The organism is Streptomyces fradiae ATCC 10745 = DSM 40063, from assembly GCF_008704425.1.
In the GTDB taxonomy this organism is placed as follows: Bacteria; Actinomycetota; Actinomycetes; order Streptomycetales; family Streptomycetaceae; genus Streptomyces; species Streptomyces fradiae.
Map to the genome: position 1 here is coordinate 2,077,519 of NZ_CP023696.1, position 25,599 is coordinate 2,103,117.

Sequence of the window (25,599 nt, forward strand, 5' to 3'; positions counted from 1 at the left end):
GTGCGTTAACGCGCTAGATCATTTCGGTAGCCGAGGGCGCACTCAAGGTGGTTTCGAGACACGATCACCACCCGACAGTCACGCTTTCATCACACACGGTCCGTAAATCACCGCTCTCCACCCCTACCCGGACAAGCCGCCCTGGCCCCGGGGGGTGCCGTCCCGACGCCGTATGCTCGGGGAAACCGCGCGGCCGTCCGACCCGCCGGCGGGATCCTGAGGTGAAGGTGCAGTGAACATCAACGAGCGGCGGGATGCGGGCGCGGAAGCGGTCCTGGTGATCATTCCGACCTACAACGAGGCCGACAACGTCGCAGCGATCGTCTCCCGCGTACGGGCCTCCGTGCCCCGCGCGCACGTCCTGGTCGCCGACGACAACAGCCCCGACGGCACCGGGAAGATCGCCGACGAGCTCGCCGACTCCGACGACCGGGTGCACGTGCTGCACCGGGCCGGCAAGGAGGGGCTCGGCGCCGCGTACCTGGCCGGGTTCGCCTGGGGCATCGAGCGCGGCTACGACGTGCTGGTCGAGATGGACGCCGACGGCTCCCACCAGCCGGAGGAGCTGCCCCGCCTGCTCGACGCCCTCGACGGCGGCGCCGACCTCGTGCTGGGCTCGCGGTGGGTGCCGGGCGGCAAGGTCGTGAACTGGCCCCGGTCCCGCGAGTTCCTCTCGCGCGGCGGCAGCCTGTACTCCCGCACCCTCCTCGGAGTACCGATCAAGGACGTCACCGGCGGCTACCGGGCCTTCCGCAGGCGGACGCTGGAGGGCCTCGGCATGGACCGGGTCGCGTCCCAGGGGTACTGCTTCCAGGTCGACCTGGCCTGGCGCACGGTGAAGGCCGGCTTCAAGGTCGTCGAGGTGCCCATCACCTTCGTCGAACGGGAGCGCGGCGACAGCAAGATGAGCCGCGCCATCGTGGTCGAGGCCCTGTGGCGGGTCACCGCGTGGGGCGTCGGGCACCGTCTCGGCCGGCTGCTCCCCCGGCGCTGAGCGCCGCCCCGTCCACTCCGGCGCGGCACGGGTGGCGCGGCCCCGCCCGGGGCCCCTCCCCCGGCGCCCGCCTTCCACGCGTCGACCCGCGGAGAGGCCGCCCATGCCCCCCGTCCACACCGAGCCGTCCCCCGCCCCGCAGGCGGGCGCACGGGCGCACCGCCGGCGCACCTCGCGGACGCCCACCGGCACCGAATCGTTTCTTCTCCGCCTGCGCAGCGCAGCGGCGCGGGCCTGGCCCGCTCTCCTCGCCTACGTGGCCGTGCGCTGCCTGGGCGTGGCGGCCGTGGCGCTGCGCGCCGGTGACGACGGCCCCGGCCTCGGCACGCTGCTGGCCGACAGGTACGACGCCGTCTACTACACGCACATAGCGGACTTCGGCTACGCCGCCCCCATGACCGACTCCTGCACGGTCCAGGGCCCCCTGTGCAAGTACGCGTTCTTCCCGCTCTACCCGGCGTTGATACGCGCGGGTTCGGCGCTGCTGCCGCTGTCCTCCGCCCAGGTGGCCTGGGGTGTGGCCGTCGTCGCCGCGCTGCTCGCCGCCTGGGGGGTATACGCGGTCGTGGAGCGCGTGGCCGGGCGGCGGGCCGCCGTCGTCGCCACCGTGCTGTGGGGCATAGCCCCGCACGCCATGGTCGAGTCCATGGCGTACACCGAGCCGGTCTTCACCGCGCTGTGCGCGTGGGCGCTGTACGCCGCGCTGAGCCACCGCTGGGTGGCCGCAGGGGTGCTGGCCTCGCTCGCCGGGCTCACCCGGCCCTCCGGGTCGGCGGTCGTCGCCGCGGTCGTGATCGCCGCGCTGTGGGCCCTGTTCACCTCGCGGCGGCGCGCCGCGCGGGGTGGTGACGGGCCGCGCAGCGACCGTACGGGGCCGCTGCTGGCGGCCGTGGCCGTCGCGCCGCTCGGGTGGTTCGCCTGGTTCGGGTGGGTCGGCTACCGGGCGGGGCACTGGCGCGGCTACTTCGAGGTGCAGGAGAAGTGGGGCAGCACCTTCGACGGCGGCTCCTTCACCCTGCACCGCGTCGCGGACGTCTTCCTGAAGCTGCCGCTCAACCTCAACACGGCCGTGGGCGCGGCCACCGTCGTGGCCTCCCTGGTGCTGTTCGCCGTCTGCGTGCAGCAGCGCCAGCCCGTCGTCCTGCTCGTCTACGCCGGGATGCTGCTGCTCATCGCCGTGGGCGGGGCGGGGTACTTCCACTCCAAGGCGCGGTTCCTGCTGCCCGCCTTCCCGCTGCTCGTGCCCCTCGCTCGGGCGCTCGCGGCGGCCCGGCCGTCGACCCTGTACACGGTGCTCGGGACGGCCGTCGGGCTGTCGACGGCCTACGGGGTGTACCTGATGCTCGTGTGGCCGCACTCGCCGTGACCCACCGCGGGCCGGAGGCCCGGGTCCCGGCGCGTATGCTCGGGCGCGAAGACTTCCGCCGTCCCCCGAAAGAGACAGCAGAGTGAACTACAGGGTCCAGCCCACCGCCCAGGTCGACGAGACCGCCGAGATCGGGGCCGGGAGCAGCGTCTGGGAGCTCGCGCAGATCCGTGAGAACGCCCGCCTCGGGGAGGGCTGCGTCATCGGGCGCGGCGCGTACGTCGGTACCGGTGTGCGCATCGGCGACAACGTCAAGCTGCAGAACTACGCGCTGGTCTACGAGCCCGCCGAGCTGGGCGACGGGGTGTTCGTCGGCCCCGCCGTGGTGCTGACCAACGACCACAACCCGCGCTCCGTGGACCCCGAGGGCAAGCTGAAGCGCGGCGGCGACTGGGAGGCCGTCGGCGTCAAGGTCGGCGAGGGCGCCTCGCTGGGCGCCCGCTCCGTGTGCGTCGCGCCGGTGCGCGTGGGCCGCTGGGCGATGGTCGCCGCGGGTGCCGTGGTGACGCGGGACGTACCGGACTTCGCGCTCGTCGTCGGCGTTCCGGCGAAGCGGATCGGCTGGGTCGGCCGGGCCGGGGTCCGGCTGGTCGAGCGGGACGGCGAGGAGGGTGTGTGGGAGTGCCCGCAGACCGGCGCCGTGTACCTGGAGAAGGACGGCGTCCTCGCCGAACGCGAGGGCTGACGGCGCCCCGGCCGCGTGCCGGGAGGCGGCACCTCCTTCGGTAGTGTGGTGCCGCCGCGCTGTATCTCCTTACCGAACCCCGTGGGGACGCTTCCGCCGCACGGGTGCGCGGCGTGCAGGTGAAAGGGCGAAGGGATCCAGATGAACAGCCACGTGCTCTATCTCGCGCTTGGCACATACCGAGTACGGGCGACACGCGAGCAGGTGAAGGAGCTCGCCTCCTCGGGGTCCCGCATCTCCCTGGTCGTGCTGGACGCTCCGGAGTGGCGCGAGGCGCTGGCCGAGCTGGGCCGGCTGGACGGCGTGAAGGTGATCCGCGTCGCCCCGGACAAGGACGGCACGGCCTGGGGGTCCGCCAAGAAGCTGGCCGCCGCCACGTCGGGGCCGTTCGCCACGGCCGACACGGTGGTCGCGGGCGACGCCCAGGCGCTGCCCGTCGCGTGGATCGCCAAGCGGCGCCGCCCCGGCGTCACGCTGGTGCTGGAGCCGCACGGCGCCGGCCGTGTGGTGGTCCCCTCCGACCTGGCGGTCCTCACCCCCTGGTACCCGTCGCCGAACAACCCGTACGCGGGATCGTTCGTGCGGGCCGCCACGGCGGCCGTCGCCGGGAGTTTCGGGCAGGTCACCGTCTTCCACACGGAGGACTGGTCCGGCCGCGCGTCCGCCCCGCTCAACGACGCCATCCGGGTCACCGTCGACCGCCTCCAGGAGCGCGGCGCCCTCGGCCACGTCATCGACACCGACGAGGCGACCGTCGTCCGCGTCCCCGTGCCGCTGATCCACCGCAGGAACTACGCCCCGTGGGTCGAGGCGCAGGTCAAGGCGTTGCGCAGCGCGCTGCCCGGCGGGGTCATCGAGGCGCCGGTCGTCCACGCCCACACCGGCATCTACGGCGGTGTGCTGGCCACCCGGCTGGCCCGCCCCGACGCCCGGATCGTGGTGACCGAGCACTCCTCGTTCCTCGACAAGGTCTTCTCCCAGGCCCCCGCCGCCCGCCTGTACGAGCAGGTGCTGGAGCGGGCCGACGCCTTCCTGTGCGTCAGCTCCGCGCTGCGCGAGCAGGTGGTGCGCCGCTTCCCCGAGTACGCGGACAAGGTCGGCGTCGTCCCCAACGCGATCGAGCTGGACCGGTTCACGCCGGGCCCCGAGCGCTCCCCGGAGCTGCTGCGCTGGCTGTACCTGGGCCGCCTCGTCCAGCCGAAGGGCGTCAAGGAGCTGCTGGAGGCGTTCGCGCTGGTCGCCGCCGAGGAGCCGCGCGCCACGCTCACCATGGTCGGGCACGGCCCGGCCGAGGAGGAGCTGCGCGCCCGCGCGGCCGAGCTGGGCCTCGGCGAGCGGTTCCGCATCCTGCCGCCCGTCGCCCCGGAGGCCGTGGGCGCGCTGATGCACGACTACGACCTGCTGGTGCACGCCAGCAAGCGCGAGACGTTCGGCATGACCGTCGTCGAGGCCGTCGCGTCCGGGCTGCCCGTGCTGGTCACCCGCAGCGGCGGCCCCGAGGAGACGCTGGCCGGCATCGAGACGCTGGCCGGCGCGCTCATGGACGTCAGCGACGACCCGCGGGTCATCGTGGACGCCTACCACGAGCTGCGCGCCCGCGCCGCCGAGCTGGACCTGCCGGCCGCCCGCGAGGCGCTGGAGGGCCGGGTCGGCCGCGAGGCGGTCGGCAAGCAGCTCGCCGAGGTGTACGGCGGGGCCCTGCCGCCCGTGCCGGACACCGCCGAGGACGCGGAGACGGAGCCGGCCGACGGTGCCGGGGCGCGGGCGGCCGACGGGGCCGAGGCGTCCGAGGCGGTGGCCGTGCGGCGTGCGGACGGCGAGCCCGTCGGGCGTGCCGTCGTCCTGGCGCTCACCCCCGCCAAGCCGCGCCGCATCGTCGACTTCGCCAACCACCTGGTCGCCAAGGGCGCCGAGGTCACCCTCGTCACCGCGCAGGCGCCCGCGCTGTGGGACCGGCTGGACCTCGACCCGAGCGTGCCGGTCGTCAGCGTCGCCGATGCCGAGAAGAAGCTGCGCATCCCGCGCGCCGAGCGGTTCCTCGTCTACCGGGCGCCGCGCGCCGTGCTGCGCCGGGCGCGCCGGATCGCCGCGCGGAACCGTGAGGCGATCGGCCCCGAGCTGGCCGTGGCGACCGTGCAGCGGGCGCACACGAAGGTCGCCAACGCCTTCCACAAGAAGGTCTTCAACCGGACCTACCGCGAGGTCAGGCCGCAGCTGTTCGCCCGGATCGCGCAGCGGCGGGTGCTGCCGGAGCTGGCCCTGGAGAAGATCGACACGGTCTTCGTCAGCGACATCAACTCCACGGTGACCGGCTGGAAGTGGGCCAAGTCCCACCCGCACCTGAAGGTGACGACCAGCCTGGACCGCACCGCCTACGACGCGGACTGACGGGCGTAAGGGCCACGGGCCAAGGGAAGGGCCCCGGCCGGATCGATGATCCGGCCGGGGCCCTTCCCCTTCTCACGGCGTTCCGCGCCTTCGCCACGCCCGGGGCCCGGTGGGCGTCTTCGACGCCAGGCCGGCCCGTGCGGGCCGGCCCCCGGACCCCGGGGCGGTCAGCTGCCGGCGACGATCTCCCGCAGCCGCCGCTCGAACGGGATGAGCGTCGCCTCACGGGTGTACGTGTCGGCGTGCCGCCGCGCCTCGGCCCGCTGCTCCGGCGTCAGGTCGCGGGCGGCCTTGCCCGCCGCCACCATCGACGCGGCCAGCTCCTCGACGTCGAGGCTGTCGGCGTTGAACCACAGCGGGTACCCGTCGAGCACGTCCTGCGCGGCGATGCCGGGCTGGTGCACGGAGACGATCGGGTGCCCGAACGCCATGTACTCGAAGATCTTGCCGGAGGTGACGTACCTGCCGCCGCCCGCCAGGAAGACCAGGACGTCGGACTCCTCGTAGACCCGGCCGACCTCGGTCTTGGAGACCGGGCCGCAGTAGCGCAGGCCGGTGTCCTCGACGCCTTCGGGGCGGGGGCCGTCCTGGAGGCCGAGGCGGGCCTTCAGGGTGCCCGGGCTGTTCTTGAAGAAGCCGAGGTGGCCGTGGATCTGGAGCTCCGCGTCGGCGAGGTCCGGGTGGCGGCGGGCGATCTTGAACGCCTCGGCCATCTCCTCCACCGGCTGCTTCGCCGTGAGCGTGCCCAGGTAGGTGAACTTCAGCGGCGCGCGCCGCTCCCCGGCCGGGGCGGCCTGCCCGCCGGGCGCCTCCGCGGCACCGGCCGCGGCGTTTGCGGCCTCCTCCCCGGACACGGTCGCCTCCCCGGACGCCTCCTCCCCGGACGCGGTCGCCGGAAGCCCGGCGGGGGCCACCCCGGCGGCCTGCTCGACGGCCTTCGGCAGGACGTCCGCGTCCCACCCGTTGGGCACGACCATCATGCGGTCGGCGACCTCCGGGTAGCGCTCGGCGTGCCAGCCGCGCAGGGCCTCGTTGACGAAGACCGCCGCGGACGCCTTGTCGAGCATGCGCTTCTCCCACTGCCAGGCGATGTGCCCCTCGGGGAAGGCCGGCTCGTCGTGGAAGAGGTCCAGCGTCCAGGAGTCGCGGTAGTCCATGACGTACGGGACGCCGGTGACCTTGTTGAACAGCCAGGCCGCGCCGAACGAAGCGAACGGGTTGCCGGTCGCCACGACCACGTCGAAGCGCTCCTTGGCGTGCAGCTTCAGGGCGCGCGTGACGGACGCCCAGGCCCAGGAGGAGTACCGCTCCGGGAAGAGCTTCGTCTGGCTGAACATGTAGACGCGCTTGGCCATCAGCGGGAAGCTGCGGCGCAGCCAGCTGTACTCGCGCAGGTCCTGCTGCCAGGTGTACTGGTTGAGCGACGGCCGCTCCACGCGGATGCGCGGGTCGACGGTCTTCGACAGCTCCTCGTCGACGGAGCCGATCACGTTGTAGAGGAAGTCGAGCGGGGCCGCGCAGACCGTGACGTCCCACCCCTTCTCCACCAGGTGGTTGGCGGTCGCCCGGGCGCGGTAGACACCGCTCGCCCGCGACGGCGGGAAGTAGAACGCCAGGTAGAGCACACGGGGGCGCCGTTCGCTACGGTTCTTCATCAGTCTTCCTCGATCGGTTCAGCGAGCGGCTGGGAGCTGCGCGGTCGTCCGGGTGACGATCGGCGGCACGACGGAGTCGACGCTGTAGGCGAGGCGCGGGGTGCCCAGGCCCTCGCTCTCCCAGGCGTCGACCAGCTCGGCGGCGGTCCGGGTGGACAGGGCGTCGGCGACGATCACGAGGTCGGGGCCGCCCCGCCGGCCGAAGCTGCGGCGCAGGATCATCCGTGCGACGGCGGTCGGCCACACCTTGCGGTGCAGGGGGGCGAAGACGCGGCGGTGCACACGGCCGGCGACCCGCTTCTCGTACGCCTTGAGGGCCTTCTTGGTCTTGGTGCCCAGCGGGCCCCGGCCCACCGCTCCGGCGACGCGGCGCGGGCCCTGGTAGAGGACCGCCCGCTCCAGCCGCTGCGGCAGGTGCGTGGACTCCAGCTCGGCGAGGGTCGTCAGCCGCACGCCGGGGGCGAACGTCTCGGACGCCCAGGGCTGCTTCTGGCCGACCAGGACGACCGCCCGGCCGCCGGCCGCGGCGACCGCGGCGGACTCTTCGACCACGGCCCGCTTGCGCGAGGCGCCAAGGGCCAGGAACAGAACCTGCATGTCACTCCATCACGGGGAGTCGGGGAACCAGAGTCGGTAGTGCGCCTGGGCCACGGCCTCGTAGCCGTAGTCGGCGGCCAGTTTCGCCTGGGCGCGCGCGAGGTCCAGTTGGCCGTCGAGGAAGCGGGCGCGCAGGCGCCGGTACCCCTCGCTGATCGACTCCGCGTTCTCCTCCACGTCGATGAGCTCGCCCGCGGCGTCCTCGATGCCGGCGAGCGTCTTCTCGGGGCCGCCGCAGCGGGTCACGAGGACCGGCATGCCGGCGGCGATGCCCTCGACGATGGTCATGCCGAACGTCTCGTACCGGCTGGGGTGGACCAGCAGGTCGTGACCGCGCATCAGCTCCAGCGCCTGCTCGTGCGGGATGGAGCCGGGCAGCTTCACGGCGTCGCCCAGGCCCAGTTCGGCGACGCGCTCGGTGAGCGGGCCGCGCAGCGGGCCCTCGCCCACGAGGGTCAGGGTGAGCGTCGGGTCCTCGGCGTGGCACCGTGCGAACGCCTCGACCAGCCAGGTGACGCCCTTGTGCTCGGTGACGCTGCCCAGGTACAGCCAGCTGCGCAGGTCCTTGACCGGCTCGGGGCGCGGCTCGTCGAAGGAGATCGGGTTGGGGATGCGCAGTATCTTGTCGGCGTGGTGCGGGAACTGACGCTCCAGCACCTCGGTGACCTTGTCACCGACGACGAGGAAGCCGGTGACGCCGTGCATCAGCTCGTCGTACAGCTCGACGGCCTCGGGGTCCTGGAAGACCCGCTCCAGGAAGGACGCGTGCTCGGTGACGAAGACCTTCGCGCCGGGACGGGCGTTCTTCAGCGCGGCCCAGCCGCTGGGCAGGCCGACGTGGGCGTGGACGACGTCCGCGTCGATCGGCTCGCCGCCGAGGAGGTTGCGGAGCTGGCGCTCGTGGTTGCGGGACTGGGCGCCGTAGTCCTGGCCGCGCGGGGTGGTGACGGGGAACGAGACCAGCTCGGCGCCTCCCGCGGTCGGCACGCGGTGCGCGGCGCGGGCCATCACCTTGGCGTTGGCCTCCTCGACCGCCTTCGTCGCCGCCGCGTCCATGGGGGCCACCCACGGGTCGCAGTGGTAGACGGTGAAGCTGTCGCAGCCGGGCGCGGTTGCCGCCACCATGGCCTGGACGAAGGACCCCCGGAAAGGCAACTCCCGTGTCGGATACCACGGCGTGACCACGGCTGCATCCCTGGATGCTGCCTGCTTCATGTCGACTTCCTTACGAGATTGCACGGCGACGCGCCACTTTATCACCGGCGCCCCTTCCCGCCGGGTGGCCCGAGGGGCCTGCGCACCGCCCGCGCCCCGGCCTTCGCGGGCGGGGGAACGGGCGGGACACGGGCGGGATACGGGCAGGTGAAGGGCGGGGTACGGGGCGCCGGAGGGGGGCCGGTCAGCCGTCGCTGCGGACGGTGCTCTGCCACTCCTCCAGGATGCGGACGACGTTGTGCGCGGCGCGTCCGTCGCCGTACGGGGTGCCCTTGTCCGCGGTCGGCGCGGGACGGGTGACCGTGGCGGCCCACTCGCCGGCGGGCAGCGCGTGCGGGTCGGGGACCAGGACGTTCCAGCCGGTGCCGACCGTCTCGACCCACTCGGTCTCGGGGCGGATCGTGGTGGTGACGCGCTCCAGCAGGAACGCCTCCTTCTGCAGGCCGCCGGAGTCGGTGACGACACCGGACGAGGCGAGCACGGCGGCGACGAGGCCGGCGTACGGCAGCGGGCGGCCCACGTGGACGGAGCCCTTCGCCAGCTCGATGCCGTGCTGCTGGGCGCGGGCGACCAGGCGCGGGTGGGCGAGCAGCGCCACCGGCAGCGGCAGCGCGGCCAGCGAGTCGACGATCGCGGCGAGCCGCTCGGGGTCGTCGGTGTTGTCCGGCCGGTGGATCGTGGCCAGCAGGAACGGCTGCGCCGGGTCGATGCCCTCGGGCAGCGCGGGCGCCGGGTGCTCGCCCGCGAGGACGGCGTCGCGGATGCGCAGGCAGATGTCGACCATGACGTCGCCGGCGAGGACGGCGCGGTCCTTCAGGCCCTCGTCGGCGAGGTGGCGCATGGCCTCCTCGGTCGGGGCGAGCAGCACGTCGGCGCAGTGGTCGGTGAGGACGCGGTTGTGCTCCTCCGGCATGCGCCGGTTGAAGGAGCGCAGACCCGCCTCCAGGTGCGCGACGGGCAGGTGCATCTTCACCGCGGACAGGGCGCCCGCGATGGTGGAGTTGGTGTCGCCGTAGACGAGGACCCAGTCCGGCTTCTCGCGCTCCAGGACCGGGTCGAGGGCCGAGAGGACCGAGCCGGTCTGCACGCCGTGGCTGCCGGAGCCGACCCCGAGGTGGACGTCCGGGTCCGGGATGCCGAGGCCCTGGAAGAAGACGTCCGACAGGTCGGCGTCGTAGTGCTGCCCGGTGTGCACGATGAAGTGCTCGTGCTCCGTCTCCGCGAAAGCGGCCGCGATGGGCGCGAGCTTCACCAGTTGGGGACGGGCGCCGACGATGCTGATGACTTTCACTGCGCACTCTTCTTCTGGGTCAGGTCGATGAGGGGCAACGCCATCGTATGCCCGGGGGCGCGGTGCTCCGTACCGGGTCCGCGGCGGGCCCGTACCGGGCCGGTACCGGGTGTGTGCCGGGCCCGTACCGGGGCCGTGCCAGGTCCGTACCGGGGCCTCGCGGGGCCCGCGCGGCGGGCCGGCGGCCGGTCCGTGCCGGGGTCGCGCCGCGATCGTGCCGGGCCTCGCGGTGGGTTCGTGCCGGGCCTCGCGGTGGGCCGGTGCCGCATCCGTGACGGGTCCGCACCGGGGCGTGCCGGGGCTGCGCGGTGGGCCCGTGGCCGGGCGGTGCCGGGGCGGTGCCGGGGCCTCGCGGGGGCGGGTGGGCCGCGGACCGGGCCTCCGCGGGGCCCTGGCCTCGCGGATGCGAGATGCTAGGGTCGCGCGCGCCTGCGGTGGAGATCACTCGCTCGCGGTCCAGGTACAGGGGAAAGGTCGACGTCAGCCATGGCGGTCTTGTTCACGCGGAAAGCCAAACGCCGGGCCGGCCGGCCCGTGCCCGCCGAGGAGGCGCCCCTCCCGGTCCTGGACCCGTCGGTGCCCGCGGCCACCGGCTGGCTGGTGCGCGGCAAGGACGGCCGGCTCACCGCGTACGCCCCCGGCGACGGCGGCGTGCTGCGCTGGACGGAGAAGCGGCCGGGCGGCCCCGACTGGGCCAGGCCCGAGCTGATCCCGGCGCCGGGCGTGCTGCCGTACGTGGCGGTCGCGCAGGGCGCGGACGGGTACGTCCACCTGGTGGGGCTGCGCCGGGAGCGGCTCGCGGACGGGCGGACCGGCACGGACGTGGTGTACGCGCTCCAGTACCAGACGGGGCGGCCCGTACGGGACTGGCGGCCCCTGGGCACGCCGTACCCCAACGACCCGTCGCTGGCCGGGCAGATAGGCCTGCCGACCGCCGTCGTCGACACGGACGGCTCCCTGAACGTCTTCGTCCGCAACGCGGGCGGCGGGGTGTGCGCCCGCAGCCAGGCCAAGACGGGCGCGTGGAACGCGTGGGCCGACCTCAAGGGCAGCGGTGTGCACGGCACGGTGTCGGCGGCGCTCGCCGGGGACGGCCGGGTGGAGGTGCTGGCGCCCACGTCGGCGGCGGTGCTGCGGTGGGAGCGGGAGAAGCCGGGCGTCCGCTTCGAGCGGGCCGACGACGTGCCGCTGCGGGCGGCGCCCGACTCGGCGAACGCCGCGGTGACCGGTCCGGACGGGGAGCTGACGCACTTCTGGCACGACGCCGCCGACCGCGCCGTACGGGCCTGGCGGCCGTCGCCGCCGGGCGGGGCGCGGCTCGGCGACGGGTCGGGCACCGGTCCGGTGGCGGTGGTGCGCACCGTCGTGGACGGGCACGACTGCACGGTGCTGGCGCACCGGGACGAGGAGACGGGCCGGGCGGCGCTCGCCGCGTACCCGACCGGGGACGAGGACGCCGGGGTGACCTGGACGCTCACCGGGAGCCCCTGCCTGGGCGCGCCGGCGCTGGCGCTGGACGGGGCCGGCCGGGTCGTCATGGCGGTGATCGGCACGGACGGCGCGCTGTGGACCGCCCGCCAGAAGGCCGAGAGCGGCCTGGCCCTGGGGGCCTGGACACGGGCCTGACCGCCCCCGGCGGCGGGGCGGGCGGCCCTGTGGCCTCGGCGCGGCGGCGCCTCCGGCGTCCGCCCGCCTCCGCCGCGAGGCCCCGCCCGTGTGCCGGGGCCACCGGCGGCGCGGGACCCTCCCCGTGCGGAGCGCGGCGGGGTCCGGACCCGCGGCCCGGCCCTCGCGTGGGCGGGGCGGACGGGGCGCGCACCGCGGAGCCGCGCCCCTGTCGGAGCGGAGCCACCCGGCCCGCGGGACCCGGCCCTCGCACGGGTCGGCGCCCGGCGGGCCTGCGGCGGCCTGACGACGGTTCGGTCCCGAAGGCCGGAACGGGCGCACGGGATTCCGGCGGCCGGGTGCACGGCCGGCCCCGGCGGCCGGGTGGGCGGACGGCCCGCCCCGGCGGCCGGTTGGGCGGACGGCCGGCCCCGCGGGCGCGGCGCGGCACGCCTCGCCGGGCCGGGCCCCCGTCAGGCCGGGTGGCGGAGGGTCCAGCCGCGCCAGGCGGACTCGACCATCTCGCGGACGCCGTACCGGGCCGTCCACCCCAGCTCCCGGTGGACGAGGTCCGCGGCGGCGACGACCCGCGCAGGGTCGCCCGGCCGCCGGGGGCCGATCTCGGGCGCGACGCCCGTGAGCCCGGTGACCTCCTGGATCACGCGGACCATCTCCCGTACGGAGACGCCCTCGCCGCGCCCCACGTTGAGCACGAGCCGCGCGCCCGGGTCGGCGGCGAGCCGCCGCGCCGCCGCGAGGTGGGCGGAGGCGATGTCCGCCACGTGGATGTAGTCGCGCACGCACGTCCCGTCCGGCGTCGGGTAGTCGTCGCCGAAGACCAGCGGCGCCCGCCCGGCCGCCAGCCGCTCGAAGACCATCGGCACCAGGTTGTGGGCGCCGTCGTCGGCCAGCTCGGGAGCGGCGGCGCCCGCCACGTTGAAGTAGCGCAGCGCGGCGGTGGCCATGCCGTGGGCCCGGCCGACCGCGGCCGTCATCCACTCCCCCGCCAGCTTCGTCTCGCCGTACGGGTTGATCGGCGCGCACGGGGTCCGCTCGGTGACGAGGTCCACGTCGGGCGAGCCGTACACGGCGGCCGACGAGGAGAAGAGCAGGCGGGACACCCCCGCGTCGACGGCGGCGTCGAGGAGGACGCGCATGCCCTCGACGTTCTGCCGGTAGTACAGGAGCGGATTCGCCACGGACTCGGCGACCTGCTTCTTCGCGGCGATGTGCACGATGCCGGTGACGGCGTGCTCGCGCAGGACGCGGTCGAGGAGGTCCCGGTCGAGGACCGAGCCCTTCTCCAGCGGGACCCCGGCGGGCAGCCGGTCGGCGCGGCCGCCCGTCATGTCGTCGACGACGACGACGCTCTCGCCCGCCCCGGCCATCGCCCGCACCACGTGCGAGCCGATGTATCCGGCGCCTCCGGTGATCAACCAGGACATCGTGGAACCTCCAGCAGGTCGGCCCTGCCCCGCCTGGCGGGGCGGGACAGGGCCTGGGTGTCGGCGGCGCGCCCGGGGCGCCGCGGGACCGCGGTGCGGAGCCGGTCAGCCGCCGATGACGACGCGGCGGACGCCCTCCCAGCGGGCCGGGTCGGTGGTGCGGCGGCCGTCGACCAGGACCTTCACGTCCGGCAGGTCCGAGGCCGCGAGCTCGCGGTACTCGGCGTGGTCGGCCTGGAGGATCGCCGCGGTGACCGTCTCGCCCTGGTGCGGGGTGAGGCCGTGGGCGGCCAGCTCCTCGTCGGTGTACATCGGGTCGGAGACGTACGGGACGGCGCCGCGCGCCTTGAGCGCCTCGACCGTGGGGAAGACGCCGGAGAAGGCGGTCTCCTTGACGCCGCCGCGGTAGGCGGCGCCCAGCACGAGCACGGCCGCGCCCTTCAGGTCGCCGTAGGCGGCGGCGAGCAGGTCGACGGCGTACTCCGGCATGGCGGCGTTGGCTTCGCGCGCGGAGCGGACGACGGTCGCCTCCGGGTCGTTCCACAGGTACATCCGCGGGTAGATCGGGATGCAGTGGCCGCCGACGGCGATGCCGGGCTGGTGGATGTGGCTGTAGGGCTGCGAGTTGCAGGCCTCGATGACCTTCTTGACGTCGATGTCGTTCTTGTCGGCGAAGCGGGCGAACTGGTTCGCCAGGCCGATGTTGACGTCGCGGTAGGTGGTCTCGGCGAGCTTGGCCAGCTCGGACGCCTCGGCGGTGCCGAGGTCCCACACGCCGTTCGGCCGGGGCAGGTCGGTGCGCTCGTCGAAGTCGAGGACCTGCTCGTAGAACGCGACGCCGCGGGCGCCGGACGCCTCGTCGATGCCGCCGACGAGCTTGGGGTAGCGGCGCAGGTCGGCGAAGACGCGGCCGGTGAGGACCCGCTCCGGCGAGAAGACCAGGTGGAAGTCCTCGCCGGCGGTGAGGCCGGAGCCCTCCTCCAGCATCGGCGCCCAGCGGGTGCGGGTGGTGCCGACGGGCAGCGTGGTCTCGTACGAGACGAGGGTGCCGGGCTTGAGGCCCTGGGCGATGGCCCGCGTGGCGGCGTCCATCCACCCGAAGTCCGGGGTGCCCTCGGCGTCCACGAAGAGCGGGACGACCACGACGACGGCCTCGGACTGCGCGACGGCGGCGGCGGTGTCGGTGGTGGCGGTGAGCAGTCCGGCGTCGACGGCCTTCTTCAGCTTGACGTCCAGGTCGTGCTCGCCGGGGAAGGGCTCGGTGCCGGCGTTGACCAGCTCGACGACCTTCTCGTTGACGTCGGCGCCGATGACCTTGTGGCCCTTGTCGGCGAACTGCACGGCGAGCGGCAGACCGATCTTGCCGAGCGCGACTACACAGATGTTCATCGGGTCAGTTTCCTCTTCACACGGGACAGGACGCGGCGCAGTCGCCGGGCGCCGCCGGGCGGGGGGCCCCACAGCGGGGCCGTGGTGATGACGAGCCGCCCCTTGGCGTTGGCGGTGGCGGAGACGCGGTACGGGACCTTCTCGCGCCAGCGCCGGGCCAGGGGCAGCGGCACCCCCTGGGTCTTGACGGGGATCTCGTACGTCGAGCCTGCCACATCGAGGTAGGCGCGGACGCCGAGCCTGGCCCGGACCGGGCGGAGCGGGACGCGGGCCCGCAGCACCGTCCCGTCGCCGTCGGCCGTCGGCTCCTGGCCGGACTGGCCGATGGACGGGGGCAGTTCGGTGCCGACGGGGACGCGCCGGCCGCCGGGCTTGTCGGCGCTCCTGGGCATGGCCCGGTCGGCGAGGCGCACGGTCGCGGACGCGGTGTCGCCGGTGACGGGGACGCGGACGGCGAGGCTGACGGCCATGTCGTCGCCGTTCTGCTCCCAGGTGGCGGACACCAGGCCGGTGCCGTCGGCGAGCTGGCCGGGCACGGCCTCGCCGATCACCTCGTAGAGCCGGTCGGGCAGGCCGAGGGCGGGGTCGCGGAAGCCGGGGTAGCGCACGTACGCGCGGCCGTCCTCCAGCAGCAGCGGCGGCGCGCCGTGCTCCGCCTCGTCCCGGATGGCGCGGATCAGCGGGTCGACGGCGCCGCGCTGGGCGAGGGCGATCCGCACCCGCCGCCTGACGTCCATCGCGTCGCGCAGCGCGTCGGTGAAGTACGCGTCGGCCAGCTCCGCGATGCCGGCGCACAGCTCCACCTGGACGGCCCGGTCCAGGGACGGGAAGTCGTCCTGGACGAGCTTGGCCAGCTCCCAGGTGAAGTGCCGCCTGAAGACGGCGTCCCGCTTCGGGCCGGCCTCGATCAGCTCCGCCGCGTGCTCCATGATCTGGGCGGTGCAGCGCAGCCGGGAGAGGTGGTCGGCGCGGTAGGTGATGTTCGACGCGTCGCCGCGCTTCACGGCGTAGTAGCAGGTGTAGTCCGCGACGACGGAGATCTTCCGGGCGCGGACGCACGCCTCGATGGTGAACGGCTGGTCGGAGCCGACCGGCATGTCCTCCGGGAAGCGCAGCTTGTGCTGCTCGACGAGGTCGCGCCGGAACAGCTTGGTGTTGGCGAGGGTGAAGGGCAGCGCCGAGTCGTACAGGCTGATGTCGGGGTCGCTCTTCTTGAAGAGCGCCTGGTGGACGTAGCGGCCGTTGGTGCCGACCATCTTGCCGACGACGACGTCCGAGCCGTGCTCGTCGGCGCACTTCACCATGCGCTCCAGGGCCTCGCGGCCGAGGTGGTCGTCGGAGCCGACGAAGTACACGTAGCGGCCGGTGGCCACCTCCAGGGCCCGGTTGCTGGGAGCGGCCGGGCCTCCGGAGTTGGCCTGGTGGAGGACCTTCACGACGCCGGGGTACCGCTCCGCGAAGCGGTCGAGCTCGGCGCCGCTGTCGTCGGTCGAGCCGTCGTCGACGGCCACGATCTCCAGGCGGCCCTGGCCGATGCTCTGCTTGACGAGCGAGTTCAGGCACTCCGTCAGGTACGGCATCGTGTTGTAGACCGCCACCACGACGGTGACATCGGGTCTGGTCAAGGGAGGCAGCCCTATCCCCGCGCGGCGCCGTCGAGACGGACGGTGTCGCCGGTCGCGGCGGACTCCAGGACGGCCGCGGCGACCTCCACCGTGCGCAGGCCCTGCCGCAGCGTGCAGATGTCGTCGGACTTGCCGAGGACCGCGTCGCGGAACAGCTCGTGCTCGACCAGCAGCGGCTCGCGCTTCGGGATGGCGTACCGGACCATGTCGCCCTCGGCGACACCGCGGAAGGCGCGCAGGGCCTCCCACTCGGTGGCGACGGCGGCGTTGGAGTGGAACGTCAGGTCGGCGGTGAGGGTGTCGGCGACGAAGCAGCCGCGCTCGCCGGTGACGGAGGTGAAGCGCTCCTTGAGCGGGCTCAGCCAGTTCACGAGGTGGCTGACCATCGTCCCGTCGGAGAGCTTGCCGACGGCGGACACCATGTCCTCGTGCGGGCGGCCCGACTTGGACACCGTGTGCGCGGCGATCGACGTGTACGTCTGGCCGGTGACCCAGCCGGTGAGGTCGATGTCGTGGGTGGCGAGGTCCTTGACGACGCCGACGTCCGCGATGCGGTGAGGGAAGGGGCCCTGGCGGCGGGTGACGACCTGGTACACGTCGCCCAGCTCACCGGCCTCCAGGCGGGTGCGCAGCGAGCGCAGCGCCGGGTTGCACCGCTCGATGTGGCCGACACCGGCGACGAGGCCGCGCGACTCGAACGCCTCGACCAGGCGGCGGGCGCCCTCGACGGTGTCCGCGACGGGCTTCTCGACGAGCGCGCACACGCCGGCCTCGGCCAGCTTCAGGCCGACCTCCTCGTGGAGGGCGGTCGGGCAGGCGACGACGGCGTAGTCGACGCCGAGGGCCAGCAGCTCCTCGACGGTGGCGAGGACGGGGGCGCCCTGCGCCCAGCCGTTGGTGTCGCCCATCGGGTCGACGACGCCGACGAGCTGGACGCCCTCCAGCCCGGCGAGGACGCGGGCGTGGTGGCGGCCCATGGAGCCGAGGCCGACGAGGCCGGCCCGGAGCGTTCCGGTGGCGGTCACAGGTTCTCCCCCAGGGCGTTCACGGCGGTGACGATCCGCTCCAGGTCGCTCTGGGTCAGCAGCGGGTGGACGGGCAGGGAGACCACCTCGGCGGCGGCCTTCTCCGTCTCCGGCAGGTCCCAGGTGCGCCCGGCCTTCTGGTCTGGCTCCCAGTACGGCTTCAGGCGGTGGATCGGCGTCGGGTAGTACACGGCGTTGCCGACGCCCGCCTCGGTGAGCTTCGCCATGGCGGCCTCGCGGTCGCCGCGGACGCGGATCGTGTACTGGTGGTAGATGTGGCGCGCGCCCTCGGCGACGACCGGGGTGACCACGTTCGGCGCGGTGATGTGCTCGGTGAGGTACGCGGCGTTGGCGATGCGCTGCTCGGTCCAGCCGTTCAGCTTGGCGAGCTGGACGCGGCCCACGGCGGCGGCGACGTCGGTCATGCGCACGTTGGCGCCGACGATCTCGTTGGCGTACCGCTGCTCCATGCCCTGGTTGCGCAGCAGGCGCAGGGTGCGGGCGAGCTCCGCGTCGGCGACCGTGATCATGCCGCCCTCGAGGGAGTGCATGTTCTTGGTCGGGTAGAAGCTGAAGGTGCCGCCCGCGCCGAACGCGCCCACGGGGGTGCCGTTCAGGGCGGCGGCGTGCGCCTGGCAGGCGTCCTCGACGACGGCCAGCTTGTGCTTGTCGGCGATGGCCGTGATCCGGTCCATCGCGGCCGGGTGGCCGTACAGGTGCACCGGCATGATCGCGGCCGTGCGCGGGGTGATGGCGGCCTCGACGGCGGCCGGGTCCACGCAGAACGTGTCCGGGTCGATGTCGACGAAGACCGCGTCGGCGCCGACCAGGCGGATCGCGTTGGCGGACGCGGCGAACGAGAACGAGGGCACGACGACCTCGTCGCCGGGGCCGATGTTCAGGGCCATCAGGAGAAGGTGCAGCGCCGAGGTGCCGGAGTTGACGGCGACGCAGTGGCGCCCGTCGACCAGGTCCGCGAAGCTCTCCTCGAACGCCGCGACCTCCGGTCCCTGTACGACGCGGCCGCTGCGCAGCACGCGTACGGCGGCCTCGATCTCCTCTTCACCGATGACCGGGCGGGCAGCGGGGATGGGCTGCTCGTTGACGCTCGGCATGGACGTCCTCCTTGAACACCGCAAGAGCTCTATGTGGCAGAGGTCCGGGGTGTGCGGACGACTCGTCGAGAGCGCGCGTCCACCCCTCCGGCGCGATGCCGACGCCCTACCGATGACGGCCGGGACGGGTCCGGCCCGGAACCGGGTCGTACACCGCTCCGACGCCCCGGTGGGGAACGGCGGACGGCATCGACCGGCGTCACATTATCAGGAACGACTCTGCCAATTTCCGGGCCGTTAACGGCCGGAAGCATCGGTTCTGAAACAAAATCCGTGTCCCGTCCCGCGGATATGCGAGACGGGACACAGATCATTTCGGCCAGGCTTCACCAGGCGTTCAGTCCTCCGTGACCGCCGTCACGGAGGGGGCGGACGGCTGCTCGGCCGCGGCGGTCTTCCTGGTGGCCGCCGTCTTGGCCGTCTTGGCCGTCTTGGCGGTCTTCGCCGTCTTCGCCGTGCCGGCCGTCTTCGACGCCGCCTTGGTGGCCGTGGCCTTCTTGGCGGTCGTCGTCTTCTTCGCGGCGGTCTTCTTGGCCGCCGTCTTCTTCGCGGCGGTCTTCTTGGCCGTCGCCTTCTTGGCCGCGGTCTTGCGCGCCGGCTTCTCGGCGGCCTCCGATTCGGCCACCTCGGCCGCGGGGGCCTCCTCGGCCTCCTCGGCCGCGGGGGCCTCCTCGGCCTCCTCGGCCGCGGGGGCCACCTCGGCCTCCTCGGCCGCGGGGGCCACCTCGGCCTCCGGCTCGGTCGCCTCCGCGGCGGGGGCCTCCGGCTCGGGGGCCGGCTGCTCCGCCGCCGGGGCGGCGGCCACGACGACGATCGCGGCCTCCTCGGCGCCCGACGGCGAACCGGCGGGAGCGGTGACCTTGCGGACCACCCGGCGGCGCGCCCTCGGCGGGGCCGCCACGGGGGCGGGCGCCTCGGCGGCGGGCTCGGCGGTCACCGGCGGCGCCTCGGCGGCGGACTCGGCGGCCGGGGCCTCGGTGGCGGCCGGGGCCTCCGGGGCGGGGGCCACGAGGACGGCGGCCTCGGCGCCCGACGGCGAACCGGCCGGCGCCGTCGCCTTGCGGGTGGCGCGGCGGCGCGTACGGCCCTGCGGCGCGGCCGGCTCGACGGGCGCCGCGGCCTCCTCGGCGGCGGGCGCCTCGGGGGCGGCCTGTGCGACCGGCTCCGGGGCGGTGACCGGCGCGGCGACCGGGGCGGCCGGCTCCGGCTCCGCGGCGGTGACCGGCTCGGCGACCGGGGGCACCGGGGCCTGCGCCACCGGCGCGGCCTCGGCGGTGCGCGGCGCACCGGCGGGGGCGGACGCCCTGCGCCCGGCCCTGCGGCGGGTACGGCCGCGGGACGCGGCGGCCTCGGCCTCGGCGGCGCTGGAGTACAGCTCCTCGTCCGGGGCGAACGCCTGCTGCGGCTCGGCGGCCGGGGCGGGCGCCTCGGCGCGGCGGGCCGCCACGGGGGCGGGCGCCTCCGCGGGCCGCCCGGCCTCGGCCTCGGCCGGCTCGTGCGCGTACTCGTGGGTGTGCTCGGCGTGCTCGGCCGGCTGCTCGGCGCCGCCGCGGCCGCGCTTGCGGGACTTCTTCCCACCACCGCCGCCGCCCGAGGTGGCGGGCTGCTCCATGTGCACGATGACACCGCGGCCGTTGCAGTGGACGCAGGTCTCGGAGAAGGACTCCAGCAGGCCCTGGCCGACCCGCTTGCGGGTCATCTGGACCAGGCCCAGCGACGTGACCTCGGCGACCTGGTGCTTCGTACGGTCCCGGCCCAGGCACTCCAGCAGGCGCCGCAGCACCAGGTCCCGGTTGGACTCCAGCACCATGTCGATGAAGTCGATGACGACGATGCCGCCCAGGTCGCGCAGGCGCAGCTGGCGGACGATCTCCTCGGCCGCCTCCAGGTTGTTCCTGGTGACCGTCTCCTCCAGGTTGCCGCCCTGGCCGGTGAACTTGCCGGTGTTGACGTCGACGACGATCATCGCCTCGGTCTTGTCGATCACCAGCGAGCCGCCGGACGGCAGCCACACCTTGCGGTCGAGCGCCTTCATCAGCTGCTCGTCGATCCGGTACGTCGCGAAGACGTCGACCTCGGAGGTCCAGCGCTGCAGCCGGTCCGCCAGGTCGGGCGCGACGTGCGACACGTAGCCGTGGATCGTCTCCCACGCCTCGTCACCGCTGACGATGACCTTGGAGAAGTCCTCGTTGAAGATGTCGCGGACGACGCGGACGGTCATGTCCGGCTCGCCGTACAGGAGCGTCGGGGCGTTGCCCGTCTTCGCCTTGCGCTGGATCTCCTCCCACTGCGCCTGGAGCCGCTCGACGTCGCGGCGCAGCTCGTCCTCGCTCGCGCCCTCGGCGGCCGTGCGCACGATGACGCCGGCGTCCTCGGGGACGATCTTCTTGAGGATGGTCTTCAGCCGGGCCCGCTCGGTGTCGGGCAGCTTGCGGCTGATGCCGGTCATGGAGCCCTCGGGCACGTAGACCAGGTACCGGCCGGGCAGGGAGACCTGGCTGGTGAGGCGGGCGCCCTTGTGGCCGATCGGGTCCTTCGTCACCTGGACGAGGACGGACTGGCCGGACTTGAGGGCGGTCTCGATGCGGCGCGGCCCGTGGGCCATGCCGAGCGCCTCGAAGTTGACCTCGCCCGCGTACAGGACGGCGTTGCGGCCCTTGCCGATGTCGACGAAGGCGGCCTCCATGGACGGCAGCACGTTCTGGACCTTGCCCAGATAGACGTTGCCGACGTACGAGGTGGCCTGCTCCTTGTTGACGTAGTGCTCGACGAGCACGTTGTCCTCGAGGACGCCGATCTGGGTGCGCTCGCCGCTCTGGCGGACGACCATGACGCGCTCGACCGCCTCGCGGCGGGCCAGGAACTCGGCCTCGGTGATGATCGGGACGCGGCGGCGGCCCTGCTCGCGGCCCTCGCGGCGGCGCTGCTTCTTGGCCTCCAGGCGGGTGGAGCCCTTGATGGACTGCACCTCGTCGGACGGCTCGCCCTTGTCCCGCGGCGGGCGCGGCTCGCGCACCTTCACGACCGTGCGGACGCCGTCCTCCTCGGCGGGCGCCTCCGCGTCGGCGGCCGGCTCCCCGCTGCGGCGGCGGCGACGGCGGCGACGGCGGGAGCTGCTCGTGCCGGCGGCGGACGGGGTGGCGTCCTCCTCGCCTTCCTCGCCCTCCTCCTCGTGCTCGTCGCCCTCGGACTCGTCCTCGCCGCCCTGCTCGGCGCCCTCGGCGTCGGCGGACTCGTCGTGGTCCTCGGCGTCGGCCGACTCGCCCCGGCGGCGGCGACGGCCACCGCGGCGGCGGCGCCGCGACGGGCGCTCCTCGAACTCGTCCTGCTCGTCGGTCTCGGCGGCCTGCTCGGCCTCCTCCTCGGCGGTCTCCTCCGCGAGGGGCGCGGCCTCGGGGGCCGGGGCCTGCGCGGCGGCCGCGGGGGCGGTCTCGGCGGGCTCGCCCCGACGGCGGCGGCGACGGCGGCCTCCGGTCTCGGCACGCTCCGCCGCGGGCTCGACGGCGGGGGCGGCGGCCTCGGCGGTCTCGGGGAGCTCCTCCTCCGCCTCCACCTCGGCGGTGGCCTCGCGGGCCTCGGCCGCGGCGGCCGCGGCGGCGGTCTCCGGCGTCTGGAACATCGGCTCGGCGAAGACCGGGGCCTGGAAGACCGGCACGGCGGGGCGCGACGGGCGGCGTCCGCGCTCGGGGGCGCGCTCCGGCTCGGCGGTGAACTGCGGGGTGCTGACACGGCGGCGTCCGCGGCCCCGGGTGGCGGCCTGCTCGGCGGCGGCGACCTGGCCGGACTCGTCGGCGCTGATGCGCGCCACGGTGGCGGCGGGCAGGCTTTCGCCACCGCCGGCCTCCTCGGCCTCGGGCTCGGCGGCCCGCGGCTCCTCGGCCGGGGCGGGCGCCGTCGCCTTGCGCGTGGCGCGGCGGCGGGTGCGGGCGGGGGCGGCGGGCTCCTCGGCGGGCGCGGCGGCGGCCTCGACGGGCGCGGCGGCCTGCGGAGCCTCCGCGGCCTGCGGCTCCTCGACGACCTGCGGGGCCTCCGCGGCCTGCGGCTCCTCGACGGGTGCCGGGGCGGTCGCCTTGCGGGTGGCGCGGCGACGCGGACGGGCCGGGGCGGCCGGCTCCTCGACCGGCGCGGGGGCCTCGGCGGGAGCGGCGGCCTCGACGGCCGGAACGGCCGCCTCAGGAACCTCGACGGCCTGCGGGGCCTCCGCCACGGCGGGCGCCTCCTCGACGGGCGCCGGAGCGGTCGCCTTGCGCGTGGCGCGGCGGCGGGTGCGGGCGGGGGCGGCGGGCTCCTCGGCGGGCGCGGCGGCCTCGGCGGGAGCGGCGGCCTCAGGCGCCTCGGCGGCCTGCGGGGCCTCCGCCGGGGCGGCCTCCGCGGCCGGGGCCTGCGGCTCCGGCGACGTCACCGGGGCGGTCGCCTTGCGGGTCGCGCGGCGACGCGGACGGGCGGGAGCGGCCGGCTCCTCGACGGGAGCGGCGGGCGCGGCGGCCTCGGCGGCCGGAGCGGCCTCAGGCGCCTCGACGGCCTGCGGAGCCTCCACCGCGGGCGCGGTGGCCTTGCGGGTGGCGCGGCGGCGCGGGCGCGCCGGAGCGGCGGCCTCGGTCGTGTCCCCCGCCTCCGGGGCGGCGGGCGCGTCGGGCGCGGCGGCGGGCGCCGCGGTGGCCAGCACGGTCTCGGCGGCCTCCGCGGAGGTGTCCGCGGCGGCCGGCGGGCCGGCGGGGCGCGACGCGGCGCGGCGCCTGCGGCGCGGCGGCAGCGTGTCGCTGGGGCTGTTGTTGTCCTCGTTGACACCGGCGTTGCCGGTCTCGTTCGGCTCGAGCATGCGGGCGGTTCTCCCGTCACGCTCCCGGGCGCCGCGCCTGGTTCCGGTCCGGCCGCGGCATCGCCGGATACGCGATGGCCGCCGTCCGGGGCGCGGGCGCCGCACGGGAGCTGTATGTCTGGCTCGCCGGTTCCGTACGCCTTGTGCGTACGGCCTGGCGAAAGTCTCCTGTGTCTGTACGCGGTCCGACCCAGGTGGCTCCCGAGTCCCAGGGCCGCGCTTCGACGACCGGTCCTACGCGGAACCTGCACCTTCCGGCGCCGTCGCGGCGGCGTGTCCGGCGGCCTCGGGTGGGGAGGCCGTGACTGCCTCGCGGTCGGGCGCGAGCGGGTCGGTCACCGTTCCGGACTCCTCGTCGAAGAGCCCCTGCGCCAGCCTGGTCACCGCTGCGGGGACCGGCGGCGCCAGGTCGGCCACAGCTCGGAGACCGGACAGGACGTCGTCGGGTCGGACGGCAGGTGTCACGTGCCGCACAACCAGCCGCAGTATCGCACAGGGGCCGTCCAGCGGCCTATCAGCCGGGGCGGGAGCGGTTTCCAGCCCCGCCACGGCCGCTCGGGCGTCGAAGGTGCGCAGACCGTTCTTGGTCATGCGCTGCACCTCCACCGTACCCGCCGCGAGGAACGCGGCGGCGGCCCGCTCGGCGTCGGCCGGGTCCACCCCGTCGAGCCTGAGCTCCCACACGGAGGCGGTGAGCCGGTCGGCCAGTCCGGAGGCGCGGGCCTCGACGGCGTCGACGATGTCGAGGCCGTCCGGCAGCGACTCGTCGAGCAGCGCCCGCAGCTTCGCGGGGTCGCGCGGCGCGGTGAGGGCGATCTCCAGGTACTCGGCCTCGGAGGCCGTACCGGTCGGGGCGGCGTTCGCGTACGACACCTTGGGGTGGGGCGTGAAGCCGGCCGAGTACGCCATGGGCACCTCGGCGCGGCGCAGCGCGCGCTCGAAGGCGCGCTGGAAGTCTCGATGGCTGGTGAACCGGAGGCGGCCGCGCTTGGTGTAGCGCAGTCGGATGCGCTGCACCGCCGGTGCGGGCGGCGGGCCTTCGGGCTGTCGCTTGCCCAGTGGTTCTTCTCCTCGGTGCGGGGCGGCGCGGGGGCGCGCCGCCCACCGGATGCGGTGGATGCCCCGGGGGGCCCGCCCGGATCACCCCCGCTGGTGCGGGGAGACCTTCGGAGGCGGGCGCCGCGCCGGGATCAGTCGTCTGTACCCAGGGTACGCGCCATGGCGGAGCGGTTTTCCACAGGCGGGACGCCGATGGGCCGGCCCCCGCCCCCGTCCCCCGCCCCCGGGCCGTACGGCGGGTCCCCGCTCAGAGCAGTGCGCGGCGCAGGGTGCGGCGCGCCGTGGACAGGGCGGCGCGGACCGCGTCGCGGGCCGGGCGCCACACCGCGTCGCGCGCGAAGTGGCCGAGGGGCGTGCACACCGACCGGTAGAACCAGCGCGCCGGGCGGCCCACGGTCTGCCACAGGGCCCACTTCACCGCGCGCCCCGCGGCACGGGACACGTACCCGGCCACCCGCCAGGCGACCGCGAACGCGGCGGCGACTTCGCGGCCGAGGAACGCGAGACCCCGGCCCAGCGGGACGAGAACCCACCGCCACAGCGTGACGAGCGGTACGGCGACGAGCGTCCGCAGCAGCCAGGCGGCACCCCGCCCCACCGGCACGAGCACCCATCGCCACCCCCACAGGGCCGGGGCGACGACGAGGTGCCGGACGAGCCAGGCGATGCCCGCGCCGGCCGGTGCCAGCACACCCCGCCACAGCCACCGGGCGGGGGCGACGACCAGGTACGTGAGGAGGGCGTCGGCCAGCCGTGCGAGCCCCCTCCCCACGGGGACCAGGACGCTCCGCCACAGCCACCGGGCGGGCGCGACGACCAGGTACCGCCACAGCCACCGGGCGGGCGCCACCACCAGGTACCGCCACCCCCACACGGCCGGCGCCACCACCAGGTACTGAACCAGCCGGCCGGCGCCCCGGCCGAGCGGGGTCAGGACCGCACGCCACAGCCACGTGAACGGGATCACCAGCAGGCAGCGGCCGAGGGGACGCAGGACCGTGCGGTGGAGCGTCCGGGCGCACAGCGCGAGGAGGTCCCACAGCATCCGGACGGGGACGACGACGACCAGTACGACGATCCGCACGGGCAGCCGGACGGCCGCGACCAGGCAGCCCTCCGGCTCACGCCGCGCGGGCCGCATCTCGGGTTCCATGATTCCCATGACGCGGTCGCCCGCCCGCGGGGTTCCGCCCGCCACGCGCGACGGGCCGGGTCCGGGCCCTGCGCGCCTCCGGGCCTGACGCGCGGACGGCCCCGGGGAGCGCACGACGGCCCGCTCCGGAGAACCCGGAGCGGGCCGTCGTCGGGGCGCCGCGACGCCTCGGC

At 75.1% G+C, this 25,599-nt stretch carries 17 protein-coding genes; 5 read left to right on the top strand and 12 right to left on the bottom strand.

What is annotated here, in order from left to right:
- Positions 1-232 precede the first annotated feature (232 nt).
- The 4 genes from CP974_RS09330 (at position 233) to CP974_RS09345 (ending at position 5,433) form a co-directional block, all read left to right on the top strand.
- Positions 233-994, top strand: coding sequence for a polyprenol monophosphomannose synthase (locus tag CP974_RS09330; RefSeq protein ID WP_051838906.1), 762 nt, complete (start codon positions 233-235; stop codon positions 992-994).
- A gap of 103 nt (positions 995-1,097) precedes the next feature.
- Positions 1,098-2,360 (top strand): glycosyltransferase family 39 protein, encoded by a 1,263-nt coding sequence (locus CP974_RS09335; protein ID WP_031128579.1) that lies wholly within the window; start codon positions 1,098-1,100, stop codon positions 2,358-2,360.
- 82 nt (positions 2,361-2,442) lie between these two features.
- Entirely contained in the window at positions 2,443-3,045 is a 603-nt protein-coding gene (locus tag CP974_RS09340; RefSeq protein ID WP_031128580.1) for an acyltransferase, read from the top strand.
- A 141-nt stretch (positions 3,046-3,186) separates the two neighbouring features.
- A complete protein-coding gene (locus CP974_RS09345) occupies positions 3,187-5,433 on the top strand; it encodes a glycosyltransferase (RefSeq protein WP_079140060.1) in 2,247 nt (748 codons plus the stop codon).
- Between the two features lie 167 nt (positions 5,434-5,600).
- Here the strand turns inward: CP974_RS09345 and CP974_RS09350 are convergent, their stop codons facing one another.
- The 4 genes from CP974_RS09350 to wecB all read right to left on the bottom strand — a co-directional run bounded on the left by CP974_RS09350 (position 5,601) and on the right by wecB (position 10,191).
- Positions 5,601-7,088 (bottom strand): glycosyltransferase, encoded by a 1,488-nt coding sequence (locus CP974_RS09350; protein ID WP_031128582.1) that lies wholly within the window; start codon positions 7,086-7,088, stop codon positions 5,601-5,603.
- Between the two features lie 18 nt (positions 7,089-7,106).
- Positions 7,107-7,685 (bottom strand): hypothetical protein, encoded by a 579-nt coding sequence (locus CP974_RS09355; RefSeq protein WP_031128583.1) that lies wholly within the window; start codon positions 7,683-7,685, stop codon positions 7,107-7,109.
- Between the two features lie 9 nt (positions 7,686-7,694).
- On the bottom strand, positions 7,695-8,900 hold the full coding sequence (locus CP974_RS09360; RefSeq protein WP_037936463.1) for a glycosyltransferase: 1,206 nt from the start codon (positions 8,898-8,900) through the stop codon (positions 7,695-7,697).
- A 184-nt stretch (positions 8,901-9,084) separates the two neighbouring features.
- Positions 9,085-10,191: a non-hydrolyzing UDP-N-acetylglucosamine 2-epimerase gene (gene wecB / locus CP974_RS09365; RefSeq protein ID WP_031128585.1), complete on the bottom strand. Its 1,107-nt coding sequence runs from the start codon at positions 10,189-10,191 to the stop codon at positions 9,085-9,087.
- A 486-nt stretch (positions 10,192-10,677) separates the two neighbouring features.
- Between wecB and CP974_RS09370 the strand changes: the two genes are divergently transcribed.
- Positions 10,678-11,817, top strand: a complete 1,140-nt coding sequence (locus CP974_RS09370) for a DUF8189 domain-containing protein (protein WP_031128586.1) — start codon at positions 10,678-10,680, stop codon at positions 11,815-11,817.
- Positions 11,818-12,269: 452 nt separating this feature from the next.
- Here CP974_RS09370 and galE read toward each other — a convergent pair whose 3' ends face one another.
- From galE to CP974_RS09410, 8 genes are all read right to left on the bottom strand, one after another.
- A complete protein-coding gene (gene galE / locus CP974_RS09375) occupies positions 12,270-13,241 on the bottom strand; it encodes a UDP-glucose 4-epimerase GalE (protein WP_031128587.1) in 972 nt (323 codons plus the stop codon).
- Positions 13,242-13,346: 105 nt separating this feature from the next.
- The gene (locus CP974_RS09380) at positions 13,347-14,630 is read right to left on the bottom strand and encodes a nucleotide sugar dehydrogenase (protein ID WP_031128588.1); all 1,284 of its coding nucleotides are present in this window, start codon (positions 14,628-14,630) and stop codon (positions 13,347-13,349) included.
- Entirely contained in the window at positions 14,627-16,255 is a 1,629-nt protein-coding gene (locus CP974_RS09385) for a glycosyltransferase family 2 protein (RefSeq protein WP_031128589.1), read from the bottom strand. The genes CP974_RS09380 and CP974_RS09385 overlap by 4 nt, the downstream gene beginning before the upstream one ends.
- Positions 16,256-16,266: 11 nt before the next feature.
- Complete coding sequence (locus tag CP974_RS09390; RefSeq protein ID WP_031128590.1) at positions 16,267-17,280, bottom strand: Gfo/Idh/MocA family protein; 1,014 nt, start codon at positions 17,278-17,280, stop codon at positions 16,267-16,269.
- Positions 17,277-18,395, bottom strand: coding sequence for a DegT/DnrJ/EryC1/StrS family aminotransferase (locus CP974_RS09395; protein ID WP_031128591.1), 1,119 nt, complete (start codon positions 18,393-18,395; stop codon positions 17,277-17,279). Before CP974_RS09395 ends, CP974_RS09390 begins: the two co-directional genes overlap by 4 nt.
- A 337-nt stretch (positions 18,396-18,732) precedes the next feature.
- Positions 18,733-23,214 carry an Rne/Rng family ribonuclease gene (locus CP974_RS09400; protein ID WP_085921313.1) on the bottom strand — a complete coding sequence of 1,494 codons (4,482 nt, stop codon included), beginning with the start codon at positions 23,212-23,214 and terminating at the stop codon, positions 18,733-18,735.
- 234 nt (positions 23,215-23,448) lie between these two features.
- Positions 23,449-24,231: a TIGR03936 family radical SAM-associated protein gene (locus CP974_RS09405; RefSeq protein WP_031131560.1), complete on the bottom strand. Its 783-nt coding sequence runs from the start codon at positions 24,229-24,231 to the stop codon at positions 23,449-23,451.
- Between the two features lie 289 nt (positions 24,232-24,520).
- Positions 24,521-25,426 (bottom strand): hypothetical protein, encoded by a 906-nt coding sequence (locus CP974_RS09410; protein WP_179959686.1) that lies wholly within the window; start codon positions 25,424-25,426, stop codon positions 24,521-24,523.
- Positions 25,427-25,599: the final 173 nt, after the last annotated feature.